We start from the raw sequence: 13,135 nt of genomic DNA, 5'->3' as shown, positions 1-13,135 counted from the left end.
TCAGTGCACCTTGAAGTGGTCGAAGGGCTCGAGGCAGCCGCGGCACTCGAAGAGCGCCTTGCACGAGGTCGAGCCGAAGTGGGAGACCTCGCGGGTGTCGAGCGACCCGCATCGCGGGCAGCGCACGCTCAGCGCCAGGCGGATCGGCCCGGTCGAGACGGCGGCGCGGCCGGAGGGCGGCGCGATGCCGTACTCCGCGAGCTTCGTCTTGCCGGCTTCCGTCATCCAGTCCGTCGTCCAGGCGGGCGAGAGGACCAGCCGCACATCGACCCGGTCGAAGCCGGCGGCGGTGAGGGCGAGGATCACATCGTCTCGGATCGTGTCCATCGCGGGGCAGCCGCTGTAGGTCGGCGTGATGTCGACGTGCACCCGGGTGCCGTCGACCTCGACCGCACGGAGCACGCCGAGGTCCTCGATCGTGAGGACGGGGACCTCGGGGTCGGGAACGGAAGCGGCGATCCGCCAGGCGGCCTGCGTCGGAGTGAGAGTCACCATGTCGCCCCCGGATGCCGTCGCGCGAGCACCTGCATCTCGGCGAGGATGTGCCCGAGGGGGGTCGCGTGCGCGCCGCGACGCCCGCCCGCCGACGACGACATGACGTCAGGAACCGTCAGCTCCGCCTCGGTGAACACGGTCGCGACCACCCCGTCGAACCCGGGACGCAGGCGCGACGGGGACACGGCCGCATCGCCGAGTCGCTCGATCAGCTCATCGTCGCGGAACAGCTCGTCGACGTACGGCCAGACATCACCGATCGCCCGGATGATGCGGGTGCGGGACTCCTCGGTGCCGCCCGCGAGGCGCAGCATCCACTGCACGGCGTGATCGCGGTGGTAGTCGACCTCCTTGAGCGATTTCTCGGCGATCGCGGCGAAGGTCTCGTCGCTGCTGCCGCGCAACGCGGCGTAGAGCTCGAACATGTAGGTCGCCACCACGAACTGTCGGGCGATCGTCTGGGCGAAGTCGCCGTTGGGCTGCTGCACGATCCACGCGCAACGGAACTCGGGCTCGTCGCGGAAGAAGGCGAGGTCGTCTTCGCTGCGGCCGTCGTACGACCCCGCGTAGTGCAGGAACGAGCGCGCGTGGCCGAGCAGGTCGAGGGCGATGTTGCCCAGGGCCACGTCCTCCTCCAGCTCCGGGGCCCGCGAGATCCAGGCGCCCAGCTGCTGGGAGAGGATGAGGGCGTCGTCTCCGAGGCGCAGTGCGTACTCGGCGATGTCGGCGGACGTGGCCACCGCGCCGGTGCCGGAGAGCTCCTGCGAGAGGCGGAGTTCGTCGACCGAGACGTCGCCGTGGATGTCGCCGTGGACGTCGACGTCCTCGGGCGCGGTGGTCGGGTGCGGTGTGCTCACAGGTGCGGCACTCCCTCGGAGGCCGTGTAGTACACGGCGTGGCGATAGTTCTTGCCCGCGGGGCTCTCGAAGTATGCGCCCTTGGCGTCGGGATCGCTCGTGGTGATCGCGTCGGCGGGCGCCACCCAGATCGACACGCCCTCGCCGCGGCGGGTGTAGAGGTCGCGCGCGTTGCGGATCGCCATCTCGGCGTCGGGCGCGTGCAGCGAGCCGACGTGCACGTGGCTGAGCCCGCGATTGGCGCGCACGAACACCTCCCACAGCGGCCAGGGTTCGCGCTCATCCGCGCCCGGTGTCGCCATCACGCCACCGCCTTCGTCTCGAGGGACTGCTTGCGGGCATACTCCGCGGCGGCCTCGCGCACCCAGGCGCCCTCTTCGTGGGCCGTGCGTCGGCGCTCGAGTCGCTCGGCGTTGCACGGCCCGTTGCCGCGCACCACCTCGAAGAACTCGTCCCAGTCGATCTCGCCGATCACATACTGGCCGGTCTGCTCGTCGAAGCGCAGATCGGGGTCGGGCAACGTCACCCCGAGGATCTCGGCCTGGGGCACGAGCATGCCGACGAACCGCTGGCGCAGCTCGTCGTTCGAGAACCGCTTGATCTTCCACTTCATCGACTGCGCCGAGTTCGGGGACTGGTCGTCGGGTGGCCCGAACATCGCCAGGCTCGGCCAGTACCAGCGGTTCACGGCATCCTGTGCCATCTCGCGCTGCTCCGCGCTGCCCTGCATCAGCGTGAGCAGGATCTCGAAGCCCTGCCGCTGGTGGAACGACTCCTCCTTGCACACGCGCACCATGGCGCGGCCGTACGGACCGTAGGAGGCCCGGCACAGCGGCACCTGATTGCAGATCGCGGCGCCGTCGACGAGCCAGCCGATCGCACCCATGTCGGCCCAGGTCGGGGTGGGGTAGTTGAAGATCGACGAGTACTTCGCCTTGCCGCTGATGAGCTGATCCATCATCTCGTCGCGCGTGGTGCCCAGGGTCTGCGCCGCGGAGTAGAGGTAGAGACCGTGGCCGGCCTCGTCCTGCACCTTCGCCATGAGGATCGCCTTGCGCTTGAGGCTCGGCGCGCGTGTGATCCAGTTGCCCTCGGGCTGCATGCCGATGATCTCGGAGTGCGCGTGCTGGGAGATCTGCCGCACCAGCGTCTTGCGGTAGGCATCGGGCATCCAGTCGCGGGGCTCGATGCGCTGCTCGTTCGCGATGAGCTCGTCGAAGAGACGCTCCTCATCGGAGAGCTCGCCCACCAGGGACAGGTCTGCGGGACTGGTCATCGTCGACTCCTCGGCCTCCGGCCAACTTTACTGACCGATCGTTAGGTAATTCTGACACAGAGCACGGCCGGTTTCAAGGCACCTGCTCAGAGCGAGCGCGAGATCAGCTCGAGGAGCGCCCGGCCGTAGGCCTCCGAGGGATCGGGGTGCTCGAAGGCGATCACATGGCCACCGATCTCGACGTCGACGCGAAAGGCATCTTCGAGGCGCACCAGCGCGCGGAAGGTGCCCCGGAGCAGGTCGCGCAGCTGATCCTCCCGCGGCAGCCACACCGCATCCGCGAGGGTCACCGCATCGAGCGCCCATTCCGTGGTGCCGTTGAACGCCAGATCGGTGCCGCTCGGCGTCTGGCGGGCTTCGATCGTCATCTCGCTGACCGTGAAGACCTCGGCCTCCGCTTCGAGCTCCACCTCGTCCGGCAGGTCGAGCTGGAAGCGGTCGCCCTCGGCGGGATGCCAGACGAGTCCGGAGTCTCGCAGGGCGACGGCGAGCTCGCGTGTGATCATCTCCTCACGCTAGACGACCGGACTCGCCGACGGCTCGGCGAAGCTGTGGATGACGGCGTCGTCGTGTCTGCGGCGTGGGGCAGAGTGGGGGGCATGACATCCGCAGCTCCCGCCGACACCCGCGAGGTCGCACGCGCGGCGCTGCGCGAACTCGTCGGCCGCCCCGACGCCGACTTCCATGACGGGCAGTACGAGGCGATCGAGGCGCTGGTCGAGGGGCGTCGGCGCGCGCTCGTGGTGCAGCGCACCGGCTGGGGAAAGTCCGCGGTGTACTTCGTCGCCACCCTCCTGCTGAGGCGTCAGGGCGCAGGGCCGACCGTGCTGGTGTCGCCGCTGCTGGCGCTCATGCGCGACCAGATCGCCGCGGCCGAACGTGCCGGGGTGCGCGCGGTTGCGATCAACTCCACCAACGCGCACGAATGGTCCGACGTGCTCGGGCAGCTCGACCGCGATGAGGTCGATGTGCTGCTGGTCTCGCCGGAGAGGCTCAACAACCCCGCGTTCCGTGAGCAGCAGCTGCCGGCGCTGGTGCGTCGCATCGGCATGCTCGTCGTCGACGAGGCGCACTGCATCAGCGATTGGGGACACGACTTCCGCCCCGACTACCGGCGGCTGCGCGACCTCATCGCGCAGATGCCGGCCGATGTTCCGGTGCTCGCGACCACCGCCACGGCGAACAGTCGGGTCGTGGCAGACGTCGCCGAGCAGCTCGGGGCCCTTCAGGCCGACAGCGAAGGGGGTGCCGAGCCGGTGCTCACCATCCGCGGCCCGCTCGCCCGCACCTCATTGCGTCTGGGGGTGCTCCGCCTGCGCGATTCGGCGAGTCGTCTCGCGTGGCTGCTCAGCCACATCGACGATCTTCCCGGATCCGGCATCATCTACACGCTGACCGTCGCGGCCGCCGTCGACACCGCCCGGCTGCTGCGTGACCACGGACACGATGTGCGGGCCTATACCGGACAGACCGACACCGATGAACGCGCCGAGTCCGAAGGGATGCTCAAGCGCAACGAGGTGAAGGCGCTCGTCGCCACCAGTGCACTCGGTATGGGCTTCGACAAGCCCGATCTGGGTTTCGTGCTCCACCTCGGGGCGCCCTCGTCGCCGGTGGCCTACTACCAGCAGGTGGGGCGTGCGGGCCGTGCCAGCGAGAGCGCCGACGTGCTGCTGCTGCCCGGCGTCGAGGATCGCGATATCTGGCATTACTTCGCGACGGCGTCGATGCCCGACAAGGAGCGGGCGGAGCGGGTGATCGGTGCGCTCGGCGATGCTCCGATCTCGACGCCGGCGCTCGAGGCGATGGTCGACATCCGCCGCACGCCGCTCGAGCTGCTGCTGAAGGTGCTCGACGTCGACGGCGCGGTGCGGCGCGTGCAGGGCGGCTGGGTCGCGACCGGCGAGCCGTGGACCTACGACGCCGAGCGCTACGAGCGCATCGCCGCCGAGCGTCTCGCCGAGCAGCAGCACATGATCGAATACGAGCAGACCGACGGCTGTCGTATGGAGTTCCTGCAGCGCGCCCTCGACGACGACACGGCCGCGCCCTGCGGAAGGTGCGACAACTGCGCGGGCGGATGGTTCCCTCGTGAGATCGGAGAATCCGCGAGCTCGCAGGCCGCGGAGTCGCTCGACCGTGTCGGTGTGCCGATCGAGCCTCGTCGTGCCTGGCCGACCGGAGCCGATCGGCTCGAGGTGCCGGTCAAGGGGCGCATCCCCGCCGACGAGCAGGCTGCCGAGGGGCGAGCACTGGCGCGCCTCACCGACCTGGGCTGGGGAGGGGCGCTGCGCGAGATCTTCGCCGCGGGCGCGCCCGACGCCGCGGTGACACCGCAGCTGCTCCAGGCCTGCGTCCGCGTGCTCGCCGGATGGGGCTGGGAGGAGCGCCCGGTGGCTGTCGTCGCCATGCCCTCGCGTTCGCACCCGCTCCTGGTCGACTCGCTCGCCCGCGGGCTCGCCGACGTCGGCCGTCTGCCCTCCCTCGGCGCGCTCGAACCCGTCGGTGGCGGGCCCTCCGGTGGGCCGGGCGGGAACAGCGTCTTCCGTCTCGCCGGGCTGTGGGACCGTTTCAGCGCGCAGCACCTCGACGTGCCGTCGGGGCCGGTGCTGCTCGTGGACGATCTTGTCGACAGTCGATGGACGATGACGGTCGCGGCCCGGACGCTCCGTCAGGCCGGGGCGACCGCGGTCCTGCCGTTCGCTCTCGCGCTTCGCGGCTGAGTGGATTCGCGGCTGAGCGGATTCGGGGCTGGGTGGAGGAGGCGTCGGCGAGCGCCGGTCCGTCGGGCGAGTGCTGATCCGCCGCACCGGATCGGACGCGCGGATGTCAGTCGTCGGCGGGCGCCACGCGCGGTGGCCAGGTGGTCGCGCCGAGTTCGCGGGAGACGTTCCGTGCCGTCTCGCGCAGGGCATTGAGGATCGCGTCCGAGGCGGGTGTCTGCGATGTGGGCAGAACCACGGCGACCGCGGCGACGATGTCGTTCGACGCGTCGGCGACGGGGGCGGCGATCGAGGACTCGCCGAGCACCGCCTCGTCGAACTCTCCGGCCGTGCCGCGTTCGGCGATGGCCGGCAGCTCGAGGGTCAGCCGAGCGACGTCGGTGATCGTGTCGCCGGTGAGGCTGCGCAGCGGCTGTTCGAACACGCTCTGCTGGAAACCCAGGTCGTAGGCGAGGAGGACCTTGCCCATCGCCGAGGCATGGGCGGGGATGGCCACCCCGGTCTCGAGCATCTGCTGGCTGTCGTCGGGTCGCAGGTTGTGATGGATGACGAGCACGTCGGTGAAGTGCGGTGCGCCCAGCCGTACCGAGAGGTTGGTGCGGCGCGCGAGTTCCTGCGTCCATCTCATCGCCCTGGCGCGTACGTCGAGGGTGTCGAGGTAGACGTTGCTCAGGCGCAGGAGAGTCGGACCGAGCATGTAGCGCTGGCCGCCCCGCTCCTTCGCGACGAGTCCGTGCGACCGCAGCGACTTCACGATCCCGTGCACGGTCGACGGCGGCAGGCTGAGTGCCGCCGCGAGGTCGGTGATGCCGAGGTGGCGTGCTCCCTGGAGCAGTTCGAGGATCTTCGCCGCGCGGTCGATCGCCTGGATCACGGTGAGGCCTCCTTCCGGTGCGTCGTCGAGCCGGAGCCGATGGAGCCGGGCTTCACGATTGATCTTGACAACCCGGCAGGGTCCGAGCATATTCGACATTAACGAATTGCTTTCGGATTTTTTGCGAAAGAGACCTCGAAGGATCAAAGGAGATCGAATGATGAAGAAGCTCATCAACGCCCCGGAAGACGTTCTCGTCGAATCGTTGAAGGGTGTCGCCCTCGCTCATCCGGAGCTCTCCGTCGACCTCGAGAACCATGTCATCACCCGAGCCACGCCCAAGGCCCAGGGCAAGGTCGCGATTGTCTCCGGTGGCGGCTCCGGCCACGAACCGCTGCACGGCGGGTTCGTCGGCACCGGGATGCTGGATGCGGCGGTCGCCGGCGAGGTCTTCACCTCCCCGACCCCCGATCGCGTGCAGGTGGCCACCCAGGCCGTGGATCGCGGCGCAGGTGTGCTGCACATCGTGAAGAACTACACCGGCGACGTGTTGAACTTCGAGATGGCCGCCGAGCTCGCCGCGATGGACGGGATCGAGGTCGGGAGCATCACCGTGGATGACGACGTCGCCGTGCAGGACTCGCTGTACACCGCCGGTCGCCGCGGGGTGGGCCTCACCGTGCTGCTCGAGAAGATCGTCGGAGCGGGCGCGGAAGAGGGGCGGGATCTCGCCGCCGTCGTCGAGCTGGCCAAGAAGGTCAACGGACAGGGGCGCTCGATGGGCATGGCTCTCACCAGTTGCACCGTGCCCGCCGCAGGCAAGCCCACGTTCGACCTTCCGGACGATCAGATGGAGATCGGCATCGGCATCCACGGCGAGCCCGGGCGTCACCGCGAACCCCTCGCTCCGGCATCCGAGATCGCCCGGCAGCTGGTCGAGCCGATCCTCGCCGATCTCGACGCCGCAGGACCCGCGATCGTGATGCTCAACGGCATGGGGGCTACGCCGCTCATCGAGCTCTACCTCATGTACGGCGAGGTCGCGGCGATCCTCGAGAAGTCGGGCGTGCAGATCGCCAGGAACCTCGTCGGCAACTACATCACGTCGCTCGACATGGCCGGGTGCTCGGTCACCCTGCTCAAGGCGGACGATGAGCTGCTGCGGTTGTGGGATGCCCCGGTGAACACTCCCGGTCTGCGGTGGGGCGTCTGATGGGCGCGGTCGACACCATCATGCTCGCCGACTGGGTCTCCCGGTTCGGTGCCGCCGTCACCGAGAAGCGCGACTGGCTCACCGAACTCGACTCGGCCATCGGCGACGCCGACCACGGAGCCAACATGGCTCGCGGTATGAGTGCCGTCGGCGAGAAGCTCTCCGCGGGCGCACCCGGAAAGGTCGACGAACTGCTCAAGACCGTCGGCATGACCCTGGTGAGTTCCGTCGGCGGGGCCAGCGGACCCCTCTACGGCACCTTCTTCCTGCGGACGGGAATGGCGGCCGGGCCGGTGTCCGAACTCGACGGCCCCGCTCTTGCGGCTGCGTTGCGGGCAGGACTCGACGGCGTCGTCGCACGCGGTAAGGCGGAAGCGGGGGACAAGACCATGTTCGACGCGATGGCGCCGGCGGTGGACGCGATGGACGCGGCACTCGCCGCGGGATCCTCCGTCGCCGAGGCGACCAGGGCCGCCGCGGACGCCGCGGCAGCCGGACGCGATGCCACGCTGCCGCTGGTGGCCCGCAAAGGCAGGGCGAGTTACCTCGGGGAGCGCAGCGCGGGGCACCTCGACCCGGGGGCGGCCTCCACGGCGATCCTCTTCGACACGCTCGCCGCAGCGGTCGCGGGCACGGCCTGATGATCGGCATCGTCGCCGTCTCCCACAGCGCACGGCTCGGGGAGGCGGCACTGGAGCTTGCCCTGCAGATGGTGCACGACGGCGAAGTGCGCGTGCAGGTCGCGGCCGGAGCGGGTGTCGACGCCGAGGGCGCACCGATCCTCGGCACCGATGCCGTCGCGGTGGCAGCGGCCATCGATGAGCTCGCGGCGGAGTGCGAGGGCGTGCTCATGCTCATGGATCTGGGATCCGCCGTGCTCAGCGCCGAGCTCGCCCTTGAGCTGCGATCGAGTGCGGTGCCGGTGCGGCTCGCCCCGGCACCGTTCGTGGAGGGACTGCTCGCCGCCGTCGTGTCCGCTGCTGCGGGCGGGACGCTCGATCAGGTGGCTGCCGAAGCCACGGCGGCGCTCGGGGTGAAGACCGGCGCGCTCGGCGCCGGGGAAGACCAGATCGCCGACGCACCGGCTGTGCCGCAGGCGGATGGTGACGTGCAGGTGCGTCGGGTGCGCGTCCGCAATCCGCTCGGCGTCCATGCGCGTCCCGCTGCCCTGATCGCCCGGGCCGCCGCCGGGGCCGACGTACGCCTGCGACGGCTTCCCGACGGCCCCGATGCGGCCGCCGCGAGCCTGACGCGCCTGCTCGTGCTCGGCGCGCGCCAGGGCGATGAGCTGGAGCTGACCGCTCGCGGCGATGACGCGACGGAGGCACTGGATCGGCTGGTCGCTCTGTTCGACGACGGGTTCGGCGAGGGGACGGAGCAGGCACCACCCGAGACGGCGGTCGCACCGCCTTCCGGGGTGACCGGAGCCGCAGAGGCATCCGCGGTCGATGCGCCGTCGTCGCGGGAGGGGGAGCCCGCGCGTGCGGTCCCGCCCGGCACGGTACTTCGCGGACGAGGAGTGAGCTCCGGCCGCGTCGCCGCGCCCGTGGTCCACCTCGCGCCCCCGCTTCCCGAGCCCGACCCGACCACGGTCGTCCCCGAGGCCGACCGGGACTCCGAGGTCTCCGCGATCGAGTGGGCGGCCGTCGCCGTGGCCGATCAACTCCGCTCGCGCACCGCGCAGGCGACGGGGGAGACCAGGGCGATCCTCGACGCTTCCCGGCTCCTGGCGTCCGATCCGGAGCTGGTGTCCGAGGCCACGGCGCTCGTGCGATCGAAGGGACGCAGTGCGGCCCGTGCGGTCTGGGAGACTGCTGTCGTCCATGAGAAGGCGCTCGCCGCGCTGGGAGGACGGATGGCCGAGCGCATCGCCGACATCCGTGATGTGCGCGACCGGATCATCGCCGAGATCCTCCAGGTCGACATGCCGGGCGTGCCCGAGCGCGATGAGCCCTTCGTGCTGGTGGCGACGGATCTCGCCCCCGCCGACACCGCGCTGCTCGCGGGTGGAGGATGCATCGCCCTCGTCACCGCGCAGGGCGGGCCGACCTCGCACACCGCCATCATTGCGCGCTCCCTCGGTCTTCCCGCCGTGGTCGGTCTCGCGGACGCGGAAGCGATCCCGGCCGGAGTCACGGTGCTCGTCGACGGTGACCGGGGAACGGTCGAGGTCGAGCCTGCGCCGTCCCGTGTCGCCGAGGCGCGAGCGTCGGCGACGGTCGTCGAGTTCGACGGGGCAGGCGCGCTCGCCGACGGGCAGCGCGTCCCGCTCCTCGCGAACGTCGGGGGTGCGGCGGACGCGACGAACGCCGCTTCGGCCCAGGCGGAGGGCATCGGCCTCTTCCGCACGGAGTTCTGCTTTCTCGATCGCACGGACGCCCCGAGCGTCGACGAGCAGATCGCCGCCTATCGAGGGGTGCTGGCGGCCTTCCCCGGACGCAAGGTCGTGGTGCGCACCCTCGACGCCGGCAGCGACAAGCCGCTGCCCTTCGCCAACGCGGACCGCGAGGACAACCCGGCGCTCGGGGTCCGCGGTCTGCGGATCGCCAGACGTCGGCCGCAGCTTTTCGACGACCAGCTGCGGGCTCTCGCACGGGCCGCCGCCGAGGAGGAGGCCGTGGTCGAGGTGATGGCGCCGATGGTCGCGACGGTCGATGAGGCCGCGGAGTTCGCCGACCGGTGCCGGGCGGCGGGGCTGGGCCGGGTCGGCATCATGATCGAGACCCCGTCGGCGGCTCTGCTCGCGGCCGAACTCTTCGAGGTCGTCGACTTCGTGAGCCTGGGTACCAACGACCTCGCGCAGTACACGATGGCGGCCGACCGACTGCTCAGCGAGTTGGGGGATCTGAACGATCCGTGGCAGCCCGCGGTGCTTCGTCTCATCGCCGCCGTCGGCGAGGCAGGCCGTGCGGTGGGCAAGCCGGTGGGGGTGTGCGGCGAAGCCGGCGGTGACCCGGCACTTGCTCCCGTGCTGGTCGGACTGGGCGTGACCTCGCTATCGATGGCTCCACGGTCGCTGGGTCGGGTGGCGGCGAAGCTGAGCGAGCTGTCCTCGGTGGAGTGCGCACGGGCCGCGGCCGCCGCGGTCGGCGCTCCTTCGGCCGATGCGGCACGTGCGGCTGCTGCCGCCGCGCTCGTCGACGGGTGAGCGAACGACGCCATGACCTGCCGACCCGTTGACTAACTGAACGATCGGTCGGTTAGTATGAGCGGATCGGGTGCTGCAGGTGCGCATCCGACCCGCTCGACGAGGAGGTCGACGATGACGAAAGCGACGACGCAGACGCCGGATGCCGTGCGCCCGAATCGAGCCATGATGGAACGTGACCGCGCATCGGCCGCACTGGGGCTCGTCGTCGAACGAGACGATCCGGGCCATGCGGTCGTGTCGATGCGCGTGCGGGATGACATGACGAACGGCTTCCACATCACGCACGGCGGCTTCGTGTTCGCCCTCGCCGACACTGCCTTCGCGATCGCGTGCAACGAAGACGATCGCGTCACGGTGGCCGCCGGCGCCGACATCTCCTTCCTCAAGTCGACAGTCTCCGGCCAGACGCTCACCGCGACGGCGGTGCGACGAACGCGTGCCGGCCGCTCCGGCATCTACGACGTGAGCGTGGTCGATGAGCAGGGTGACCCCGTCGCCGAGTTCCGCGGGCGCTCCCGCATCACCAACCAGACCTTCTGATCCCCACCTCCGGAGCCCCTCGTGTCGACGACGACCGCAACGCCCTCCCGTGTCCGCCCTCCCGCAGCCGACGAGCTCGACGCCGAAGAGCGTATGAGTCGCGAGGAGATCGCGGCTCTCCAGCTCGAACGGCTTCAGCAGACCGTTCGCCATGCGTACGCGAACGTCCCTCTCTACACGCGCAAGTTCGATGATGCGGGTGTGCATCCGGATGACATCCGCACCCTGGATGACGTGCAGCGGCTGCCGTTCACGACCAAGGCGGATCTGCGCGAGACCTATCCGTTCGGGATGTTCGCGGTGCCGATGTCCGACGTCGCCCGCATCCACGCATCCAGCGGCACCACGGGCCGGCCGACGGTCGTCGGCTACACGAGGGGCGATCTCGACCGGTGGGCTTCTCTGGTGGCGCGTTCGCTGCGGGCGAGTGGCATCCGCGCCGGCATGAAGGTGCACAACGCCTACGGATACGGACTGTTCACGGGGGGACTCGGCGCGCACGCGGGCATCGAAGCGCTCGGTGCGACCGTCATCCCGATGTCCGGTGGCCAGACGGCCCGTCAGGTGCAGCTGATCCTCGATTTCGAGCCGGATGCGATCCTGTGCACTCCGAGCTATCTGCTCACGATCGCCGACGCGATGGCGGCGCAGGGGGTCGACCCGCGCTCCACGTCGTTGAAGGTCGCTGTTCTGGGCGCCGAGCCGTGGTCGAACGAGATGCGCCACGAGCTCGAACAGCGTCTGGGAATCGACGCTCTGGACATCTACGGACTCAGCGAGGTCATGGGGCCCGGGGTGGGCAATGAATGCCTCGAGACGAAGGACGGCCCGCATCTGTGGGAGGACCACTTCCTGCCGGAGATCATCGACGGCGAGAGCGGGGCGGTGCTGCCGGACGGGGAGCTCGGCGAACTCGTGTTCACCTCGCTGACGAAGGAGGCCTTCCCCGTGATCCGCTATCGCACCCGCGACCTCACCCGTCTGCTGCCGGGGACCGCGCGTGCGGGGATGCGCCGCATGGAGAAGATCACGGGCCGCAACGACGACATGATCATCCTGCGCGGGGTGAACCTGTTCCCCACCCAGATCGAGGAGCTGGTGCTGGGGATCGAACAGCTGACGCCGCACTTCATCCTCGAGCTGTCGAAGGACGGCCGGATGGACACGTTGAAGGTGCGGATCGAACGCCACCCCGACCTGTCCGTCGAGACCTGCCAGAGCGCCGCGGAGGTGCTCGCGCAGCGCATCAAGATCTTCGTCGGGTCGACGGTCGCCGTCCAGCTGGAAGAGCCGGGGACGCTGCCGCGAAGCGAGGGGAAGTACAAGCGGGTGTACGACCTGCGGTGACGACGGGCGACACCCGGATCGCCTCGCGGCCGGCGATCCGGCCTGTGCGGCTGATCGGGTGCGAGACTGTGGGGTGATGTCCGAGATGCAGAGCACACGACGCGGCCGCCCCGGCTACGACCAGCAGGGGATCCTCGGCGTCGCCGTCGCCGCCTTCAACGAGCACGGGTACGACGCGACGTCGATCGGCATGCTCGCCGAGCGGCTCGGCCTGTCGAAGTCGGCGATCTATCACCACTTCGGATCGAAGGACGAGATCCTCGACCTCGCGCTCGACGCGGCGCTCAGCGGCCTGGAAGCCGTGGTCGAGAACCCGCTTCTGGAATCGGAGGATGGACCGGAGGCCTCGAACGCGGTGGACCGCCTCGAGCATGTGCTGCGCGGTGCCGTCCGTGTGCTCGTGGAGCAGCTGCCGGCCGTGACGCTGCTGCTGCGCGTACGGGGCAACACCGACGTGGAGCGCAAGGCGCTGATCCGCCGTCGGGCCTTCGACCGTCGGATCACCGCGCTGGTGTCGGAGGCGCAGAGCGAGGGCGCGTTGCGTGCCGACATCGATGCGAGCGTGGTCGCGCGTCTCGTGTTCGGGATGATCAACTCGATTGTCGAGTGGTACCGGCCCGGGGGGCGCGAGGGCGCCGACCGTCTCGCCGACGACGTGGTCGCGATCGCCCTCGACGGGCTGCGCACGAACGACGACGCCGGAGTCCCTGCCGTCTGAC

Annotated in this window: 13 protein-coding genes; 7 read left to right on the top strand and 6 right to left on the bottom strand. The window is 70.0% G+C overall.

What is annotated here, in order from left to right:
• The 5 genes from paaD to MicroSTF_RS15195 all read right to left on the bottom strand — a co-directional run bounded on the left by paaD (position 1) and on the right by MicroSTF_RS15195 (position 3,134).
• Positions 1–495 (bottom strand): 1,2-phenylacetyl-CoA epoxidase subunit PaaD, encoded by a 495-nt coding sequence (paaD, locus tag MicroSTF_RS15215; RefSeq protein WP_315073243.1) that lies wholly within the window; start codon positions 493–495, stop codon positions 1–3.
• On the bottom strand, positions 489–1,352 hold the full coding sequence (gene paaC / locus MicroSTF_RS15210; protein WP_322956822.1) for a 1,2-phenylacetyl-CoA epoxidase subunit PaaC: 864 nt from the start codon (positions 1,350–1,352) through the stop codon (positions 489–491). Before paaC ends, paaD begins: the two co-directional genes overlap by 7 nt.
• Positions 1,349–1,654, bottom strand: a complete 306-nt coding sequence (paaB, locus tag MicroSTF_RS15205; protein ID WP_017828375.1) for a 1,2-phenylacetyl-CoA epoxidase subunit PaaB — start codon at positions 1,652–1,654, stop codon at positions 1,349–1,351. The genes paaC and paaB overlap by 4 nt, the downstream gene beginning before the upstream one ends.
• Positions 1,654–2,628, bottom strand: coding sequence for a 1,2-phenylacetyl-CoA epoxidase subunit PaaA (paaA, locus tag MicroSTF_RS15200; protein WP_021198807.1), 975 nt, complete (start codon positions 2,626–2,628; stop codon positions 1,654–1,656). Before paaA ends, paaB begins: the two co-directional genes overlap by 1 nt.
• An 86-nt stretch (positions 2,629–2,714) precedes the next feature.
• Positions 2,715–3,134: a pilus assembly protein CpaE gene (locus tag MicroSTF_RS15195; RefSeq protein WP_292763195.1), complete on the bottom strand. Its 420-nt coding sequence runs from the start codon at positions 3,132–3,134 to the stop codon at positions 2,715–2,717.
• Between the two features lie 93 nt (positions 3,135–3,227).
• Here MicroSTF_RS15195 and MicroSTF_RS15190 point away from each other — a divergent pair, with 93 nt between their 5' ends.
• Positions 3,228–5,351: a RecQ family ATP-dependent DNA helicase gene (locus MicroSTF_RS15190; protein WP_322956815.1), complete on the top strand. Its 2,124-nt coding sequence runs from the start codon at positions 3,228–3,230 to the stop codon at positions 5,349–5,351.
• Between the two features lie 106 nt (positions 5,352–5,457).
• On the opposite strand, the gene MicroSTF_RS15185 is transcribed toward MicroSTF_RS15190, so the two are convergent.
• On the bottom strand, positions 5,458–6,225 hold the full coding sequence (locus MicroSTF_RS15185; RefSeq protein WP_029260505.1) for an IclR family transcriptional regulator: 768 nt from the start codon (positions 6,223–6,225) through the stop codon (positions 5,458–5,460).
• Between the two features lie 160 nt (positions 6,226–6,385).
• Here MicroSTF_RS15185 and dhaK point away from each other — a divergent pair, with 160 nt between their 5' ends.
• The 6 genes from dhaK to MicroSTF_RS15155 all read left to right on the top strand — a co-directional run bounded on the left by dhaK (position 6,386) and on the right by MicroSTF_RS15155 (position 13,134).
• A complete protein-coding gene (dhaK, locus tag MicroSTF_RS15180; RefSeq protein ID WP_029260506.1) occupies positions 6,386–7,378 on the top strand; it encodes a dihydroxyacetone kinase subunit DhaK in 993 nt (330 codons plus the stop codon).
• Positions 7,378–8,019, top strand: coding sequence for a dihydroxyacetone kinase subunit DhaL (gene dhaL / locus MicroSTF_RS15175; RefSeq protein WP_322956812.1), 642 nt, complete (start codon positions 7,378–7,380; stop codon positions 8,017–8,019). The genes dhaK and dhaL overlap by 1 nt, the downstream gene beginning before the upstream one ends.
• Positions 8,019–10,526 (top strand): phosphoenolpyruvate--protein phosphotransferase, encoded by a 2,508-nt coding sequence (ptsP, locus tag MicroSTF_RS15170; protein WP_322956810.1) that lies wholly within the window; start codon positions 8,019–8,021, stop codon positions 10,524–10,526. The genes dhaL and ptsP overlap by 1 nt, the downstream gene beginning before the upstream one ends.
• A 114-nt stretch (positions 10,527–10,640) precedes the next feature.
• Positions 10,641–11,069 carry a hydroxyphenylacetyl-CoA thioesterase PaaI gene (gene paaI, locus MicroSTF_RS15165; protein WP_297556653.1) on the top strand — a complete coding sequence of 143 codons (429 nt, stop codon included), beginning with the start codon at positions 10,641–10,643 and terminating at the stop codon, positions 11,067–11,069.
• A 21-nt stretch (positions 11,070–11,090) separates the two neighbouring features.
• On the top strand, positions 11,091–12,416 hold the full coding sequence (paaK, locus tag MicroSTF_RS15160; protein WP_029265800.1) for a phenylacetate--CoA ligase PaaK: 1,326 nt from the start codon (positions 11,091–11,093) through the stop codon (positions 12,414–12,416).
• A 76-nt stretch (positions 12,417–12,492) separates the two neighbouring features.
• Entirely contained in the window at positions 12,493–13,134 is a 642-nt protein-coding gene (locus MicroSTF_RS15155) for a TetR/AcrR family transcriptional regulator (RefSeq protein ID WP_029265798.1), read from the top strand.
• Position 13,135: the final 1 nt, after the last annotated feature.

Source organism: Microbacterium sp. STF-2 (assembly GCF_034650155.1).
GTDB lineage: Bacteria > Actinomycetota > Actinomycetes > Actinomycetales > Microbacteriaceae > Microbacterium > Microbacterium maritypicum_A.
The sequence above is the reverse complement of the archived record's forward strand: the minus strand, read 5'-3'. Positions and strand labels throughout refer to the sequence as shown.

Bases quoted from the DNA above. Each gene is read 5' to 3' on its own strand.
- paaB (WP_017828375.1), bottom strand. From the start codon at position 1,654: ATGGCGACACCGGGCGCGGATGAGCGCGAACCCTGGCCGCTGTGGGAG.
- dhaL (WP_322956812.1), top strand. From the start codon at position 7,378: ATGGGCGCGGTCGACACCATCATGCTCGCCGACTGGGTCTCCCGGTTC.
- paaI (WP_297556653.1), top strand. From the start codon at position 10,641: ATGACGAAAGCGACGACGCAGACGCCGGATGCCGTGCGCCCGAATCGA.
- MicroSTF_RS15190 (WP_322956815.1), top strand. From the start codon at position 3,228: ATGACATCCGCAGCTCCCGCCGACACCCGCGAGGTCGCACGCGCGGCG.
- paaA (WP_021198807.1), bottom strand. From the start codon at position 2,628: ATGACCAGTCCCGCAGACCTGTCCCTGGTGGGCGAGCTCTCCGATGAG.
- paaD (WP_315073243.1), bottom strand. From the start codon at position 495: ATGGTGACTCTCACTCCGACGCAGGCCGCCTGGCGGATCGCCGCTTCC.
- ptsP (WP_322956810.1), top strand. From the start codon at position 8,019: ATGATCGGCATCGTCGCCGTCTCCCACAGCGCACGGCTCGGGGAGGCG.
- MicroSTF_RS15155 (WP_029265798.1), top strand. From the start codon at position 12,493: ATGTCCGAGATGCAGAGCACACGACGCGGCCGCCCCGGCTACGACCAG.
- MicroSTF_RS15195 (WP_292763195.1), bottom strand. From the start codon at position 3,134: ATGATCACACGCGAGCTCGCCGTCGCCCTGCGAGACTCCGGACTCGTC.
- dhaK (WP_029260506.1), top strand. From the start codon at position 6,386: ATGAAGAAGCTCATCAACGCCCCGGAAGACGTTCTCGTCGAATCGTTG.